This window comes from Pseudomonas sp. G5(2012) (assembly GCF_000408945.1).
In the GTDB taxonomy this organism is placed as follows: Bacteria; Pseudomonadota; Gammaproteobacteria; order Pseudomonadales; family Pseudomonadaceae; genus Aquipseudomonas; species Aquipseudomonas umsongensis.
Map to the genome: position 1 here is coordinate 1 of NZ_APIO01000001.1, position 14,881 is coordinate 14,881.

A 14,881-nucleotide genomic window follows, 5' to 3' on the forward strand; every position below is an offset into this window, starting at 1 on the left:
GTGTTCGACAAAACCGGCACGATTACCCGAGGAGAACCCAACGTAACCGATGTGATCCCGCTTGGCACAGCGTTGGAAAACGAGGTCTTGATGCTCGCCGCCGCTGTGGAGTCCGGTTCAGAACATCCGCTCGGCGCAGCGATAGTGCGCGCCGCACGGCATCGCGGCATCAGCCTGCCGAAGGCGACCGGTATCAATGGGATCGCCGGTCACGGCATCGAAGGCAGTATCGACAGTCGCAAAATCTGGCTGGGCAACCGGCGTTTGTTCGCCCGCCAAGGCATTTCGACCGAGGCTGCCGAGGAGCACCTCATCGGCCTGGAAGCCGATGGCAAGACCGCGATGCTGGTCGGGGTCGACGACCGCTTGCTCGGGGTAATTGCTGTGGCCGATACCATAAAACCTGAAGCGGCTGAAGCCGTTGCGGCATTGCAGGCCAGCGGCATCAAGGTCGTGCTACTGAGCGGCGACAACCACCGGACTGCCGAAGCGGTCGCGCGGCAGGTCGGCATCGAGCGAGTGATTGCCGAGGTCTTGCCGGACGACAAGGCCGCAATGATCCGTCAATTGCAAAGCGAAGGGCAGGTCGTGGCCATGGTTGGCGATGGTGTCAACGATGCGCCTGCCCTGGCCACCGCTGACATCGGCATCGCCATTGGCTCGGGTTCCGATGTCGCCAAGGAAACCGGCGGCATTATCCTGCTCAAGAACGATGTACGCGACGTGGTCACCGCGATCAAGCTGTCGCGCGCAACGATGGTCAAGATCAAACAAAACCTGTTCTGGGCATTCATCTACAACAGTATCGGCATTCCAATTGCGGCCTTCGGACTGCTTAATCCCATCATCGCTGCCGCCGCGATGGCACTCAGCTCCCTGTCGGTAATCGCCAATTCCGCGCTGCTGAAACGTGCCCGTATTGGCTTGATTCAGGAGGCTAAATCATGAACCGCGAAGTTTTAATTATCTGCCTCCTGGTGAGTATTGTGGGCATCGCCACCGTGCTTTACCTGTTGGGGCTGACCGGAAAATCGTTTGCCATAGCAGCGATTTTCCTGCTGTGCCCGGTCTTGGTCGGGGTGCAACTTTTTCGCGGCGTTCGCCAATTTGATAAGGACATGGCCGAGGCTGATCGCCAACTGAAAAGGAAGAATCTGCCTTGATACTTTATGCGACTCATCACCCTAAATTTCCGACGCATTGGACACGTAAACCGATGCTCTGGCTCGCTATGCTCAAACCTACGATAGCGCTTCAGCAAAATTGGAAGTGGCCTTGCGTCATGACCCTCCCTCCCGTTCCCTCCAAGGAGTGCCATCATGAACCAACATAATTTGTCCCAGCACCGCGCAAGGGGCACCCACTGGTACTTTTTAGGCTTCCTAGCCATCGCCGGTTATTTCCTGTTCACCGAGCACAGGGCTCACGTCCTTCCCTATCTGCCATTCCTGCTACTACTGGCCTGTCCACTGATGCACTTCTTCATGCACCGTGGGCATGGGCATGGGCATGGGCATGGCGGACATGAACACGGTGAAAGTGGTGCACATGACAATTGCTGTGGCCATCAGCACGCCAGCGCTCGCAATAGCCAAGCGGAGCACGATGGTCCACCCGATAATCAGACGAAGTATCCCGATCGCCCTGCATGACGGATTCATCGTATAGAGGACTTGTCCGGACGGATACCGCGATACTAGGGTTTTCACTCATTCAAAAATAACGAAAGTGGAACGTGGGGCGTAGGCTGAGAGATCTCCGTTGATCACAAATGCGCCGTTGAACAGCTGACCTTCAAGTCAACACTTGGAAACTCTATATGAAAGGTCGTTTTTCCATCGAAGGACGTACACCATATCTTGCCATCATGTGCTTCAATTATTGATCGGGTAATCGACAGACCTAGCCCTGCGTTGCTTGGACTCCCTTCTCGCCGCGCTGGATCCACGCGATAAAAACGATCGAAAAGCTTTTCAAGATGTTCGGGGGCAATGGGTACTCCATGGTTCTCCACAACGACCAATACCGACATTTCCTTCTGCTGAATATCGACACTGATCGTCTTCCCTTCAGAGGTGTAGCGCAGCGCGTTAGAGAGCAGGTTAGAAATGGCTCTGTGCAGCATAAGGACATCGCCTCGGACGTTGCCCCTTCCTGAAACCTTGAGTTCAATCCCTCGCTCGTCAGCCAAAAGGCGGTAGTACTCAAGCAGTTTTTCCACGACTTCTACCAGATTTATCGGTTTGTTCTCGTGTGTGATCAGACCGTTGTCCGATTTCGCCAGAAAAAGCATGTCATCAATCATCCGACTCATACGCTTCAAGTCATCAAGATTTGAGTACAGGTTGTCTTCGTAGTCCTCAATATTCCTTTTTCTTGAAAGCACCACTTCGGTGTGGGTCATCAAGTTGCTTACGGGGGTCCGTAGTTCGTGGGCAATGTCTGCGGAAAAGTTCGATAACCGGACAAATGCATCGTCGAGCCTGGACAACATTGCGTTAAACGACAGCACCATTTGCTGAAGTTCTTTCGGAACGGGTGCTAAGGGGATGCGCTCTTTGAGTGATTTTGCTGACATTGAGGCAGCGACCCGCGTGACCTGGCGAATAGGCCGCATACCACTGCTTGCAACCATCCAGCCGAGTGCCGCACTGACCAGTGCGCTGATCACCAACCCTATCCAAAACCAGCGTTCAAGCGTCTCGAAAAAGGACATATGCTGAGTAACGTCAAAGATCAAAATGACGGTCAACGGCTTTTCTTGCCCCGTCACAACGGCTTGTGCTGTCACGCCACGGAACATCTGCTCTTGCTGCCGCCACTCCCAGACGTTGTTGTTTGTGGTTGTGCGGAACTCCTTCGGAATATCTACCGGGCCGGGATCAGCAAACAGCAGCTTGCCGTCACCATCGACTATTAGGGCAGTCAAATCACGGTGAGCACCCAGCAGCGCCTCCAGCTCAGGCTTAAATTCGCTGAATTGATCGATGCTATTCAACCCCGACAAAATTCTCTGGGTCGAGTGGAGTTTTTCGTTCAATGCCTGCTGATCCAGCATCTTGAAATGATGCCGGCTTAGGTTATTGAAACTGAGTCCGGCGACCGTGAGTACGGCCGTTACCGCGAGCATGAACATCAGACTCATGCGAGTCGTCAGGGACATTCGGTTCATTCCGACTCCGAATCAGGTGCGTCGAGCATGTAACCCATTCCCCTTGAGGTATGAATCAATTTGACCTCAAAGTCGTCATCTATCTTTGCCCTCAGCCTTCTCACTGCAACCTCAATAACGTTGGTATCGCTATCAAAGTTCATATCCCAAACCTGGGAGGCGATAAGTGACTTTGGCAGTACCTCCCCTCGACGTCGTAGCAACAGCTCAAGCAACGCAAACTCTTTGGCCGTAAGGTCTATGCGCTTACCTCCACGAATGGCCCGACGCTTGAGCAGGTCCACCTCGAGATCAGCCAATTTCATATAGGTTTGCGAGGGAGCGCCGTTACCCCGACGCAGCAACGTTCTGACGCGAGCCAACAGTTCAGAAAATGCGAAGGGTTTGATCAGGTAATCATCTGCTCCGAGTTCAAGTCCTTTCACTCGATCTTCAACGCGGTCTCGCGCCGTGAGGAAGAGCACGGGAACATCTTTTCCGGATGCACGAACCTTCTGAAGTACTTCCCAGCCATCCAGCCCAGGCATCATGACGTCGAGAATCAGCAGGTCATAGGCCTCGCTCAAAGCGTGCTGAAGCGCCACTTTGCCATTGGTAAAGCGATCCACATTGAACCCCGCCTCCGTGAGTCCTTGCTCCAAATAGATACCTATTTTGGGTTCGTCTTCAGCAACCAGAAGTCTCATGAGGGTGGCTCTCGGATAATGATGAAGCGCAGTCTGCAACGAAACACGCTAGCCAACCAGCAACTGACAGAAAAGTAATATTGGCCTCAGGTAAATGTCAGCGACCGCTGTCTAGGGTTCACACATGAGCACTTCCTAGCGCTCGACCGACTCTTCAGCATGAAACGTATGGGAGCCGGAAATCAATTCCATGAGGAGCTGCCCCATGAATCGCCTAAAAATGCTGTTTTTTGTGAGCTCGATACTCGTCTCGGCTTCTGTATGGGCTGAAAGTGGTGGAGATCGGGTCGTGGAGCGAATGGAACGCCTGCGCGACAAGGCGGAAGCCGTCCTGATACAAGCTGAAAAAGCCCCTGAAGGGGAGCGTCATGTCCACATGGCCGAGCATATGAAGATGCTCGGCGACATCATGAGCCAACTCCATAAAGATCATCCAGACGCCTCAATGTCACCTCAGCAGCACCTAGCCTGGATGGAAAAGCACGACAAAATTGTCGACGACGTTTTGAGCCAAATGCAACGTGAGCACAAGCTGATGCTTTCAGAGAATCATCAGTGAAAACCAGCTTCCAAAGGGCTTTTTGAACAGTAACGTTAAATACGGCGTCATTTGGACGCCGTGTTTTTTTGAAAACTGACAGAAATGTAGTGTTCAGGTCAGTTAACTGGCAGCTCCGTGTCTTTAGCATAGCCAGTGCTCCCACTCTTACTCTCGAGGTCACGATGAAAGCTAAGCTCGTTTCCCCTGTCATCGCAGCAATCGCTCTACTCTTCGGTGCTACGGCTATGGCCGGTGCAGGGCATGGGAAAGAGGACATCGGCCAGCCTGGAGTCGCCTCTGAGGTTACCCGTACGGTGGAGGTCGAGATGGGCGATATTTTCTTCAAACCTGAAAGCATCGACGTAAAACCTGGTGAAACTATTCGATTTGTCCTTCGCAATGAGGGTTCGCTGCTGCACGAGTTCAACATCGGCAAAGCCGCTGCTCATGCAGCACACCAAAAAGAAATGGCAAGCATGTTCCAGAACGGGACCCTTAACCCCACCGGTGCCGGGAAAACGATGAGCGGTATGAGCCACAGCATGGGTGGAATGAAGATGGTCGGAATGGAGCACAACGACCCGAACAGCGTCCTGATTGAGCCTGGCGCAACCCAAGAGCTGATCTGGACCTTCAACAACAGCACAGGCCTTCAGTTTGCCTGCAACGTGCCGGGGCATTATCAGTCAGGAATGGTTGGTCCGTTTGACCTGAAGTAAGCCGGAGCTGGCTGATAACAGCGCTTCGACGCACGAGTTGGCTACGCTCTGTCGCAGAGATCACAGCAACGCTCACACAGTGGGGTTTAGATCATGAATAACCATCAGCATCCGGATGGAAACACCACCGCACCATTTTGGAGGCGCAAAACAGGCGTTGTACTAATCATGCTGATTGCGATTGGTGCCTTCTACGTGTTGCGGGAGCATTTCAGCCACGTTTATCCATTTTGGCCTTATCTGATTCTGTTGATCTGTCCATTGATGCATTTTTTTGGACATGGACATGGACATGGCGGACATAGCCATGGCGATCAGGCAGCAACCCACAAGGACAAAGAAGGGAAATAGCCATGCCTAACATATCGAGCCACCACGACCACAGTCACGCCCATGCTGCTCCGCTCAATGACGATGATCTACGTGACCCGGTGTGCGGAATGGCAGTCACTTCATCAAGTAAATTTGGTGAGTCTTATCAGGGACAGACGTATCAATTCTGCAGCCTGAAATGCCAGGAGAAGTTTCGAGCTGATCCTGAACGCTTCGGCGGTTATGTTTCGAGCGCCGAATCCCGCGTCACCACTCCAGATTCTGCGGTACAAACAGGCACTGAGTTTACCTGTCCGATGCACCCGGAAATACGCCAGTCCGGACCCGGCAACTGCCCTAAATGTGGCATGACATTAGAGCCGGTCATGCCGGCGCTCGATGAAGAAGAAAATCCTGAACTGCGGGATTTCGCCCGCCGCTTTTGGTGGTCGCTGCCATTAACCGTGATAGTGACCGTGCTCGCCATGGCGGGACACTCGTTACAACTCCTCCATGGCTCGATCCAAAACTGGATCGAGTTCGCTCTGGCGACACCGGTGACTTTATGGGCAGGTTGGCCCTTTTTTGTAAGGGGCATAGCCTCTATTAGAAATCGCAGTCCAAACATGTGGACTTTGATTGGTTTGGGTACCGCCGCAGCCTACCTTTACAGCGTCATGGCAACGTTCTTACCCCAAAGCTTTCCCGCTACCTTTATGCAAGATGGACGTATCGGCGTCTACTTCGAAGCCGCTGCGGTCATCATCTCGCTCACCTTGCTTGGGCAGATTCTTGAGCTCAAAGCCCGATCGCAAACCTCCGCCGCCATTAAGTCCCTTCTCGGCCTGTCGCCCAAGACCGCACGCCGGATCAATGCCGATGGACAGGAAGAAGACATTCCTCTCACCCATGTCCACCTTGGAGACCATCTGCGGGTCAGGCCTGGTGAAAAGGTGCCAGTTGATGGCTCAGTACTGGAGGGTGAAAGTGCGGTGGATGAGTCCATGCTCACTGGCGAGCCAGTGCCGGTAATGAAGAGAGCTGGAGATAGCCTGATCGGCGCCACGCTGAATACACATGGGAGCTTGGTAATGGAGGCGCAGAAGGTCGGCGCCGAGACCATGCTGTCACAGATCGTACAGATGGTCGCTCGGGCTCAGCGCTCCAAAGCACCAATGCAACGAATGGCCGACTCGATTGCCGGCTACTTTGTGATGGGTGTTATCGCGATTGCGATACTGACATTTGTTGGTTGGGGGCTTTTTGGCCCTGAGCCCAGCTGGGTGTTTGGTCTGATCAACGCTGTCGCCGTGCTGATCATCGCTTGCCCCTGTGCGTTGGGTCTTGCTACACCCATGTCGATCATGGTTTCGACAGGTAAAGCAGCTAGCATGGGTGTGCTGTTCAGGGATGCCAGTGCCATCGAAAACCTTTGCAAGATCGACACGCTGATTGTCGATAAGACAGGCACGCTGACAGAGGGGCGGCCAGTGTTTCACAGTGTGGAGGCCACACCCAGATTAAATCCCCACGATGTTCTTCAGCTGGCTGCCAGCCTTGATCAGGGCAGCGAGCATCCCTTGGCTCATGCAATCGTCGATCACGCCCGAACCGAGAACATTAAGCTCACCAAGCCAGAATCCTTTGAGTCTGGTTCAGGAATCGGGGTCAGTGGCATCGTTGATGGCAAGAAGATCCAGCTGGGGAACACCGCGTTGATGGAAGCCGCAGGCGTGAGCACTAAGCCCCTACAAGAGCGTGCAGAGTTGTTGCGACTTGATGGCATCAGCATCATCTACCTCGCAGTCGACGGGGTATTGGCAGGGTTGTTGGCAGTATCAGATCCAATTAAGCCGACCTCCAAAGAAGCAGTCACCAAGCTCAAGGCTGATGACATCAAAATTATCATGGCTACTGGCGACGGGCTCACCACCGCTCGGGCTGTCGCCAGGGAGATGGGGATTGAAGAAGTCCACGGTGAAGTGAAACCTCAGGACAAGGAACGTCTGGTCGCAGACCTCCAGCAATATGGCAGGAAAGTTGCCATGGCTGGTGACGGTATCAACGATGCACCGGCCCTGGCGCGAGCAGATGTGGGCATAGCCATGGGGACAGGGACTGACGTGGCGATGAATAGCGCGCAACTCACGCTGGTAAAAGGCGACCTGATGGGAATTTTACGAGCACGGGCTCTTTCGGTCGCAACAGTAAAAAACATGCGGCAAAATTTGGTTTTCGCCTTTCTTTACAACTCAATGGGCATTCCTCTTGCCGCAGGCTTGCTCTATCCACTGACGGGACATCTCCTGTCGCCAATGATCGCTGCCATAGCCATGAGCGTCAGTTCTGCATCTGTAGTTTTCAATGCATTGAGACTGAGGAATACCCGAATTGACTGAGCGTCAATGACGCTCACAACCCGAAACACTTGCCATCGCGTCAACGTTGATGCTGGGGGTGCGGTGAAGAGACCGATGAGCACGAGAGGAATAATGGTTAAGTTTGGTTAGCGGTGCGAAGCGGTGCCTTCATACCACGGTACATGTGGCCAAGGCAGGCTCGCGGGACATTGTTGCTGACATTCCTAGCAGCCAGTAAGACGCCAGTGAAATTTCCGCTCGCTGGGCCGGCTGGGATTGTCCGGTTATTTTGCCGCCATCTCCATCTCGGGACTGCGAGCAATCCAACTAAAACCCACTTCGGCGTCGGCCAGAATCATTTCAATATGAGGGCGCAGCTCAGCCCAATTTGGGGCGCCGCTCATGTTTTGAGCGAGCACGGCTACAGCCGCAAGAGACAGCACCATGCCGAGGACGGCTTTCCCCACCAGCAGCGACTCAAAATTTAGCACCGCTCCCGATACCCGCTCTCTGCCCCGTAGACTGTAAAGAGCAACATGAGATCGGTGTAAAGGGTAAAACGCAGTGCAACGTCTAGTGAATCGCTAATGGCTTATTTCACTTTGAAGGTGAAGTTGCCGTGTATGGTGCTTCTGTCGTCATGCGTTCCAGCATGGTATTCCACCCTATAGGCGCCGGAGGGAAGAGTCGATGCTGGCGTAATGATCATAGTCTTTGGATCGCTACCACTCGCGACAGTAGCTTTTACGACCGGCGAGTGGAACATGGGTGCGTCGATCATGATCAGCTCGGCTTTGGAATAAGTAATTATCAGGTTTTCGGAGAAATGCAGTTCGATCTTCGCTGGAGCAGTGGCACTCTCTCCTTCCGCCGGGGTGGAGGACAACAGTTTAGAGTGCGCCTGTGCCAATGCACTCGTTAAAAGTCCGGAGGTCAGGGCAACGGCGACAGCAGTAACTTTGAATATAGACATGCAAGGCTCCCCACAGCGCGAGGCTGTCGGCTTGTCGATTGGTTTATTTCACGTTCTTTTTGCTGTGTTCAAAACCACTTGCGAACCCCAAGAACCCCGCTATCGCAGCAGAGGTCCAGGAAATCCGCCGTTGACGGTCATGAAGGTGCGGGGGGGCCTGTAATACTCACCGAGCTTTCACCAACGAAAAGATCAAACTCTGTACGCGAAAGGACGTGGCACTGTCCTGGCCTGGTTATGGCTAAGATTGGGGTGCGCCATTGCCCCAGGCCGCCGAAGACTCCATCGGCGGCCAGACCTTTCACTAAGGTGCGCCTCAAAGTTTTGGATTGCATTGCGCCAAATCCCATCAGACGGATATCTGAGCAAGCATCAGTAGCGGCGCCAGGCGTTAAAGTCCGAGGTCAGCTGCCACATGCGTGTTTGATCGGAAGATGACATAAGCCAGCCACAATGGTGATTACAATTCAGTAAGCTTGGTTGCCTAGCCAATTCCAGGAGAAATTTCGAGCTGATCCTGAACGCTTCAGCGGTAATATTTCGAGCTCCGAGTCTCGCGTCACCACTCCAGAGTCTGCGGTACAACAGGCACTGAATTTGCCTGTCCGATGCACCCGGAAATACGCCAGCCCCGAACCCGACAACTGCCCTAAATGTGGCATGACATTAGAGCCGGTCATGCCCGCGTTCGATGAAGAAGAAAATCCTGAACTCCGGGTTTGCGCTCGCCGCTTTTGGTGGTCGCTGCCCTTAACCGTGATAGTGACCATGCTCGCCATGGCGGGACACTCGTTGCAACTCGTCCATGGCTCGATCCAAAACTGGATCGAGCCCGCTCTGGCGACACCGGTGACCTTATGGGCAGGTCAGCCCTTTTTTGTAAGGGGCATCACTTCTATCAGCAATAGCAGTCCAAACATGTGGGCTTTGATTGGTTTGGGTACCGCCGCAGCCCACCTGTACAGCGTCATGGCAACGCTCTTACCCCAATTCCCGCTAGGGCCATTGCGGGTTCCATTGGAGACCATGGAGGGGAGTCGCTCATCAGGCCAGTCGAAACTCGACCGTCAGATGGCTGACTTCGTGAACCGGTTTGAGCCGCTCACGAATGCTATCGGCATTCACGCTTGCTCGGCCCAGGACGCTGACGATGGCCGCATGGGCTTGCGGCCCGACCCGCCAGACGTGTAAGTCGGTAATGGTGGCATCCCCAGGTTTCTCAACCAGTTCACGGATTTCCTCGGCAACGTGTGCGTCTGTCTGATCCAGCAATACACCTGCGGTGACCCGCATCAAGGTCCATGCCCAACGCGCGATAACGATGGCGCCGACAATGCCCATGATCGGGTCCAGCCACACCCAGCTGAGGTAGCGGCCGGCGAGCAGTGCAGCAATGGCCAGAACCGACGTCAGCGCATCCGCCAGGACGTGGACATAGGCCGATTTTAGGTTGTTGTCGTTCCCGTGATGGGCATGGCCATGATCGTGATCGTGATCGTGATCGTGATCGTGCCCATGACTGTGCCCGTGGCCCAGCAGCAGAGCACTGACAATGTTGACGATCAAACCAGCAATCGCGATGAGAGTAGCGGTGCCGAACTGAACTTCCGTTGGCTGCAAGAGGCGCATGACAGACTCAACGCCAATTCCCAAGGAGACCATGCCGAGAATGAGCGCCGAGGCGAACCCACCCAAGTCTCCAACCTTTCCGGTACCGAAGCTGTAGCGTTGGCTGGAAGCGTGGCGTTTTGCGTATCCGTAAGCGGCCGCCGCGATGCCCAATGCGCCGGCATGGGTTGCCATGTGGAAGCCATCGGCCAGTAATGCCATCGAACCCGTGATATAGCCGGCGGTGATCTCGCCAATCATCATCACCACCGTCAGTGCCACAACCCAAAGCGTACGCTTGGCATTTTCGTCGTGCGCTGAGCCAAGGAACACGTGGTCGTGTGTGTAGTTGATGTTGGTGCTGCTCATGAGTGTGTACCTAGATGCGTTCACTTGGAGTAACGGCGAATGGCTTCAAGAAGCTCTTCGACCCCCTTGTTACGCTGTTCTTCGCTGAGCGCAGGGTTCGCGACATGCTCCCGCGCGTGGTCCTCGATAATTTCCTCCATCAAGCCGTTGATGGCTCCGCGAGTGGCAGCAACAAGGTGTAGTGTTTTGGCGCAATCGTGATCCGATTCTAATGCCCGTTCAACGGCTTGGATTTGTCCGGCGATACGTTTTACGCGCTTGAGAAGGTCGTCTTTGTGTGCTGCGATATGACCCATGGAATACCCCCCCTACCTATATGTCACGCATGATAGGCATACCCCCTATACCTATGCAAGATTGGCAGGCGAACAAATCATCTAAAGCCCGCGGCAGGAAAGAGAGGCTTCAATTAGCAGGGATGAAGCGAGAGGACCTGGAATGTCACTTCTGGCCGTTCTCTGCCGGCCATGGCCAAGAAGCGTACTGGTCGAATACGACGCAAACGGGTGGTCAAGTCTTTGCAATTAGCCATTAATGACGGTCACAACCCGAAACGGAAAACTGTTGACCTTACCATCGTGTCAACGTTGATGCTGTCGGTGCGGTGAAAAGAGACCGCTCAGCACGAGAGGAATCACCATGTTTGTCTTAGATGTATCAGGCATTGGATGCGGCAGTTGCGTCAGCAAAATCACCAAAGCGATTCAGTCACTGGACAACGAAGCTACGGTTTCCGTTAATCGGTCAGCCGGCAAAGTGAGTGTTGAAAGCAGCGAAAGCCCTGAGCAGATTCGTAAAGCTGTCGAGGCGTTAGGTTTTCCTTCCCAGATCAGCGCTTGAATGCTGACCTGCCCCCCTGGTCAGAGCCCGATATGCAGAGGACTCCCCTTGGTGAACCCTTAGGGAGTACCGAAGCAGCCGCGTCGGCCACAATTACCGCTCACAAGCCCATGCGCTACTAATCCTCTCGCAGAGCTTTGAGCAAACCTTTGAATGCTCCATTCAACCTAGTAAAAGCGGCGTCGAAACGTATTCCATTTTCTGTGTGCTTTGCGATCTCGACCTGCTGACCGACAGTATTTTGATCAACGGCAGGTTGAGCCGGTGTGCTGTAAAGCAAAGCACCTCCGTAAATATCACTTGCTGACGCTTGTCCAATTATATGTTTTACATTTGTTGTCTTCAAAGAAAACGGAGTAGCAGGAGTTTCTTTTGCCTGGCTTGCAAGCACAGTAGAAAAATCTAAGTCTCGGGCCTTGAAGTTCGGCGTATCAGCGTTTGCGATATTGTTACTCAGGATTTCGGCTCTTTGACTACGATAAATTAACGCTCTTTCTGCGGGGCCAAGCGCTTTCTCAAAATTAATACTCACACTCAACCACCCTCACTAGCGTTGCTATTTTCCATGAGCATTGAACACTCAAGTGTTGACGCGGTGCACCCAGGCTCACATTCGCAGTCCCGGTGCAGAAACTAAAAAAACGTCTGCACCTTGAAAGCAATCGGATACTTACAATGTTAGGCACCTCAACTGATACTCAATAAATAGCCGTGTAACGCTGGAGATCGAGACCTTACGGATTAAATAGCGTGCTCCTCAAGAGAAATATCGCAACCTGACACAACTGTAATATTCACCTAAGGTTCCTGACAGGGGGTGAGTTGTATAGTCCTATTGAGCCTTGAGCTCTCCCCTAAGAATCATCAATTGCTGTGGATTCGGGGGTTACCACTACATTCGAGGAACCAAAATGAAACCTATCAAAACTTTGTTCGTCATCGCCGCTCTGTCCATCTCTTCGCTGGCTATGGCTGAAGGCGGCGGTGATCGGACATTCGCACGTATGGAGGCGGCAAGGATTAATTCAATGGAGTCGTACCAAGTAGCTCAAACACAAAAATCCCAACCACCTGTCGCGGAAAGCAAAGTCAAAGAGATGGACCACAAGAATTGCTGAATAGCTTGCAGCACTCCAAAGCTGACAGAAATGTAATCACTTTGATGGTTCAAATGTGGCAATTTCAGAGCTCGCTTGCCGTCAAAGCTCTTTTTCAGTAACGGCGGGCGAAGCTCACCCGGGCTCATTACTCCCCCCGAGAGAGTGCCTTCAACCTGAGCAGCTCATTGGTTGTTCGCACGGCTTCCCTTTTGACTGATTGGATATAAACGGCATGAATTCCAAAACCTCTAGGCGGACATTCGTAAAAGGCTTGGCCGCTGGTGGCATTCTCGGCGGCCTTGGTCTGTGGCGCACTCCTGTATGGGCAGTGACCAGTCCTGGTCTGCCGAGCGTGCTCACCGGTAACGAATTTGATCTGTTTATTGGAGAAACCCCTGTAAACATCACCGGCTCGCCACGCACAGCCATGACCATCAATGGCTCATTGCCGGGACCTTTGCTGCGCTGGCGTGAAGGGGAAACAGTCACGCTGCGTGTAAAAAATCGCTTGGACCAAGACACCTCCATCCATTGGCACGGGATTATTCTGCCCGCCAACATGGATGGTGTACCGGGTTTGAGTTTTCATGGCATCGCTCCCGATGGCATGTACGAGTACAAATTCAAGGTTCATCAGAACGGTACATACTGGTACCACAGCCACTCTGGTTTACAGGAACAGGCAGGCGTTTACGGTCCAATCGTCATCGACTCGAAAGAGCCCGAACCTTTCCAATACAACCGCGACTACGTGGTGATGCTGACTGATTGGACCGATGAAGATCCTGCTCGGGTCATGGCCAAGCTCAAGAAGCAATCAGACTATTACAACCACCACAAACGGACGGTTGGCGACTTCATCGACGATGTCAGCAAGGAAGGTTGGTCTGCTGCCGTGGCCGATCGGAAAATGTGGGCTGAGATGAAAATGAACCCCACTGATCTCGCAGACGTCAGTGGGGATACTTACACATACCTCATGAATGGCCAGGCACCGAACGGTAACTGGACCGGGGTCTTCAAACCGGGCGAGAAGCTGCGCCTGCGCTTCATCAATGGCTCGGCTATGAGCTATTTCGATGTCCGTATTCCTGGCTTGAAAATGACCGTTGTGGCCGCCGATGGACAACACGTCAAACCAGTAAGCGTCGACGAATTCCGTATTGCCGTGGCAGAAACGTATGACGTCATCGTAGAACCTGCCAGCGAAGAGGCTTACACCATCTTCGCCCAATCTATGGATAGAACTGGGTACGCACGCGGAACGCTGGCCGTTCGCGAAGGATTAAAAGCACAGGTACCTGCGCTGGATCCTCGGCCTCTTTTGACCATGGATGACATGGGAATGGGCGGGATGGCGGGTATGGACCATGGCAGCATGGCTGGTATGGGTGGTAGCGAGATGAAACACGGTGACATGTCCGGGATGACGGGCATGGATCACAGCAAGATGACCGGCATGGACCAAGGTGGCATGACCGGGATGACCGGTATGGACAGCGGTAACATGGCAGGCATGGACCATAGCAAGATGGCTGGTATGGACCACAGCAAGATGGCTGGTATGGACCACAGCAAGATGGCCGGTATGGACCACAGCAAGATGGCAGGGATGGATGGTGGTGATAATTCAGAAATGACTGGCATGGGCAGTATGGGTGGCGAAATGCTGACCCATCCAGCTTCCGAAACCAACAACCCCTTGGTTGACATGCAAGCTATGACCGCGACGCCAAAGCTAAACGATCCAGGCATCGGGCTGCGGAACAACGGTCGTCGAGTACTTACCTACTCTGACCTGAAAAGCACTTTCCAAGACCCTGATGGCCGCGAGCCCAATCGCACCATTGAGCTGCATCTTACCGGCCACATGGAGAAATTTTCGTGGTCGTTCAACGGCATCAAGTTCTCTGACGCCGAGCCGCTGCGCCTGAAGTATGGAGAACGTCTGCGCATCACCCTGGTGAACGACACCATGATGACTCACCCCATCCACCTTCATGGTATGTGGAGTGACCTTGAAGATGAGAACGGCAAGTTCATGGTACGCAAGCACACGATCGACATGCCACCAGGTACCAAGCGCAGCTATCGAGTCACCGCTGATGCCTTAGGTCGCTGGGCCTATCACTGCCACCTGCTTTTCCATATGGAAATGGGCATGTTCCGTGAAGTACGGGTTGATGAGTAAAGGAGACGAT

General features: G+C 53.5%; 17 protein-coding genes and 2 pseudogenes. 11 read left to right on the forward strand and 8 right to left on the reverse strand.

The genetic code is table 11. From position 1 onward, the window contains the following. From PG5_RS00005 to PG5_RS32995, 3 genes are all read left to right on the forward strand, one after another. Window positions 1-948: heavy metal translocating P-type ATPase (locus PG5_RS00005; protein WP_042955013.1), on the forward strand; the 948-nt coding region annotated here is incomplete at its 5' end. Beyond that, window positions 945-1,163 carry a hypothetical protein gene (locus PG5_RS00010; RefSeq protein WP_020795032.1) on the forward strand — a complete coding sequence of 73 codons (219 nt, stop codon included), beginning with the start codon at window positions 945-947 and terminating at the stop codon, window positions 1,161-1,163. The genes PG5_RS00005 and PG5_RS00010, both read left to right, overlap by 4 nt. Window positions 1,164-1,319: 156 nt before the next feature. After that, window positions 1,320-1,652 carry a DUF2933 domain-containing protein gene (locus PG5_RS32995; RefSeq protein ID WP_081648108.1) on the forward strand — a complete coding sequence of 111 codons (333 nt, stop codon included), beginning with the start codon at window positions 1,320-1,322 and terminating at the stop codon, window positions 1,650-1,652. Between the two features lie 113 nt (window positions 1,653-1,765). Here PG5_RS32995 and PG5_RS00015 read toward each other — a convergent pair whose 3' ends face one another. Together PG5_RS00015 and PG5_RS00020 are read right to left on the reverse strand one after the other, a co-directional pair. Next, entirely contained in the window at window positions 1,766-3,172 is a 1,407-nt protein-coding gene (locus tag PG5_RS00015) for a heavy metal sensor histidine kinase (RefSeq protein ID WP_042955015.1), read from the reverse strand. Then, window positions 3,169-3,858 carry a heavy metal response regulator transcription factor gene (locus PG5_RS00020; protein WP_020795035.1) on the reverse strand — a complete coding sequence of 230 codons (690 nt, stop codon included), beginning with the start codon at window positions 3,856-3,858 and terminating at the stop codon, window positions 3,169-3,171. The genes PG5_RS00015 and PG5_RS00020 overlap by 4 nt, the downstream gene beginning before the upstream one ends. Before the next feature lie 205 nt (window positions 3,859-4,063). Here PG5_RS00020 and PG5_RS00025 point away from each other — a divergent pair, with 205 nt between their 5' ends. From PG5_RS00025 to PG5_RS00040, 4 genes are all read left to right on the forward strand, one after another. Continuing rightward, a complete protein-coding gene (locus PG5_RS00025) occupies window positions 4,064-4,417 on the forward strand; it encodes a co-regulatory protein PtrA N-terminal domain-containing protein (RefSeq protein ID WP_020795036.1) in 354 nt (117 codons plus the stop codon). Between the two features lie 164 nt (window positions 4,418-4,581). Next, the gene (locus PG5_RS00030; protein ID WP_042955016.1) at window positions 4,582-5,118 is read left to right on the forward strand and encodes a plastocyanin/azurin family copper-binding protein; all 537 of its coding nucleotides are present in this window, start codon (window positions 4,582-4,584) and stop codon (window positions 5,116-5,118) included. A gap of 93 nt (window positions 5,119-5,211) precedes the next feature. Further along, entirely contained in the window at window positions 5,212-5,469 is a 258-nt protein-coding gene (locus PG5_RS00035) for a DUF2933 domain-containing protein (protein ID WP_042955018.1), read from the forward strand. A gap of 2 nt (window positions 5,470-5,471) precedes the next feature. Next, window positions 5,472-7,829: a heavy metal translocating P-type ATPase gene (locus tag PG5_RS00040; RefSeq protein ID WP_020795039.1), complete on the forward strand. Its 2,358-nt coding sequence runs from the start codon at window positions 5,472-5,474 to the stop codon at window positions 7,827-7,829. 245 nt (window positions 7,830-8,074) lie between these two features. Here PG5_RS00040 and PG5_RS35160 read toward each other — a convergent pair whose 3' ends face one another. The 3 genes and pseudogenes from PG5_RS35160 to PG5_RS34665 all read right to left on the reverse strand — a co-directional run. Next, window positions 8,075-8,281, reverse strand: coding sequence for a hypothetical protein (locus PG5_RS35160; RefSeq protein ID WP_020795040.1), 207 nt, complete (start codon window positions 8,279-8,281; stop codon window positions 8,075-8,077). Between the two features lie 101 nt (window positions 8,282-8,382). Further along, a complete protein-coding gene (locus PG5_RS00050; RefSeq protein WP_042955020.1) occupies window positions 8,383-8,763 on the reverse strand; it encodes a copper resistance protein CopC in 381 nt (126 codons plus the stop codon). Window positions 8,764-8,865: 102 nt separating this feature from the next. Beyond that, window positions 8,866-9,098 (reverse strand): annotated as a pseudogene (locus PG5_RS34665) (copper oxidase); the annotation flags it as partial. Window positions 9,099-9,356: 258 nt separating this feature from the next. On the opposite strand from PG5_RS34665, the pseudogene PG5_RS34670 reads away from it, so the two are divergent. After that, a pseudogene (locus PG5_RS34670) lies at window positions 9,357-9,759 on the forward strand (heavy metal-binding domain-containing protein); the annotation flags it as partial. 48 nt (window positions 9,760-9,807) lie between these two features. Here the strand turns inward: PG5_RS34670 and dmeF are convergent. Both dmeF and PG5_RS00060 read right to left on the reverse strand, forming a co-directional pair. Then, window positions 9,808-10,740 (reverse strand): CDF family Co(II)/Ni(II) efflux transporter DmeF, encoded by a 933-nt coding sequence (gene dmeF, locus PG5_RS00055; RefSeq protein ID WP_020795041.1) that lies wholly within the window; start codon window positions 10,738-10,740, stop codon window positions 9,808-9,810. A 20-nt stretch (window positions 10,741-10,760) separates the two neighbouring features. Beyond that, the gene (locus PG5_RS00060; RefSeq protein ID WP_042955022.1) at window positions 10,761-11,036 is read right to left on the reverse strand and encodes a metal/formaldehyde-sensitive transcriptional repressor; all 276 of its coding nucleotides are present in this window, start codon (window positions 11,034-11,036) and stop codon (window positions 10,761-10,763) included. A gap of 343 nt (window positions 11,037-11,379) precedes the next feature. Here PG5_RS00060 and PG5_RS33005 point away from each other — a divergent pair, with 343 nt between their 5' ends. Then, window positions 11,380-11,580, forward strand: coding sequence for a heavy-metal-associated domain-containing protein (locus tag PG5_RS33005; protein WP_020795043.1), 201 nt, complete (start codon window positions 11,380-11,382; stop codon window positions 11,578-11,580). A gap of 118 nt (window positions 11,581-11,698) precedes the next feature. Here PG5_RS33005 and flgB read toward each other — a convergent pair whose 3' ends face one another. After that, window positions 11,699-12,112 carry a flagellar basal body rod protein FlgB gene (gene flgB / locus PG5_RS33010; RefSeq protein WP_081648109.1) on the reverse strand — a complete coding sequence of 138 codons (414 nt, stop codon included), beginning with the start codon at window positions 12,110-12,112 and terminating at the stop codon, window positions 11,699-11,701. A gap of 379 nt (window positions 12,113-12,491) precedes the next feature. Here flgB and PG5_RS00065 point away from each other — a divergent pair, with 379 nt between their 5' ends. Together PG5_RS00065 and PG5_RS00070 are read left to right on the forward strand one after the other, a co-directional pair. Beyond that, a complete protein-coding gene (locus PG5_RS00065) occupies window positions 12,492-12,698 on the forward strand; it encodes a co-regulatory protein PtrA N-terminal domain-containing protein (protein WP_042955023.1) in 207 nt (68 codons plus the stop codon). Window positions 12,699-12,912: 214 nt separating this feature from the next. After that, on the forward strand, window positions 12,913-14,871 hold the full coding sequence (locus tag PG5_RS00070; protein WP_020795044.1) for a copper resistance system multicopper oxidase: 1,959 nt from the start codon (window positions 12,913-12,915) through the stop codon (window positions 14,869-14,871). Window positions 14,872-14,881 lie beyond the last annotated feature (10 nt).

What these genes read in the sequence shown, in the direction of transcription:
- PG5_RS00010 (WP_020795032.1), top strand. Translation starts at nt 945, where the DNA reads ATGAACCGCGAAGTTTTAATTATCTGCCTCCTGGTGAGTATTGTGGGC.
- PG5_RS32995 (WP_081648108.1), top strand. Translation starts at nt 1,320, where the DNA reads ATGAACCAACATAATTTGTCCCAGCACCGCGCAAGGGGCACCCACTGG.
- PG5_RS00015 (WP_042955015.1), bottom strand. Translation starts at nt 3,172, where the DNA reads ATGAACCGAATGTCCCTGACGACTCGCATGAGTCTGATGTTCATGCTC.
- PG5_RS00020 (WP_020795035.1), bottom strand. Translation starts at nt 3,858, where the DNA reads ATGAGACTTCTGGTTGCTGAAGACGAACCCAAAATAGGTATCTATTTG.
- PG5_RS00025 (WP_020795036.1), top strand. Translation starts at nt 4,064, where the DNA reads ATGAATCGCCTAAAAATGCTGTTTTTTGTGAGCTCGATACTCGTCTCG.
- PG5_RS00030 (WP_042955016.1), top strand. Translation starts at nt 4,582, where the DNA reads ATGAAAGCTAAGCTCGTTTCCCCTGTCATCGCAGCAATCGCTCTACTC.
- PG5_RS00035 (WP_042955018.1), top strand. Translation starts at nt 5,212, where the DNA reads ATGAATAACCATCAGCATCCGGATGGAAACACCACCGCACCATTTTGG.
- PG5_RS00040 (WP_020795039.1), top strand. Translation starts at nt 5,472, where the DNA reads ATGCCTAACATATCGAGCCACCACGACCACAGTCACGCCCATGCTGCT.
- PG5_RS00050 (WP_042955020.1), bottom strand. Translation starts at nt 8,763, where the DNA reads ATGTCTATATTCAAAGTTACTGCTGTCGCCGTTGCCCTGACCTCCGGA.
- dmeF (WP_020795041.1), bottom strand. Translation starts at nt 10,740, where the DNA reads ATGAGCAGCACCAACATCAACTACACACACGACCACGTGTTCCTTGGC.
- PG5_RS00060 (WP_042955022.1), bottom strand. Translation starts at nt 11,036, where the DNA reads ATGGGTCATATCGCAGCACACAAAGACGACCTTCTCAAGCGCGTAAAA.
- PG5_RS33005 (WP_020795043.1), top strand. Translation starts at nt 11,380, where the DNA reads ATGTTTGTCTTAGATGTATCAGGCATTGGATGCGGCAGTTGCGTCAGC.
- PG5_RS00065 (WP_042955023.1), top strand. Translation starts at nt 12,492, where the DNA reads ATGAAACCTATCAAAACTTTGTTCGTCATCGCCGCTCTGTCCATCTCT.
- PG5_RS00070 (WP_020795044.1), top strand. Translation starts at nt 12,913, where the DNA reads ATGAATTCCAAAACCTCTAGGCGGACATTCGTAAAAGGCTTGGCCGCT.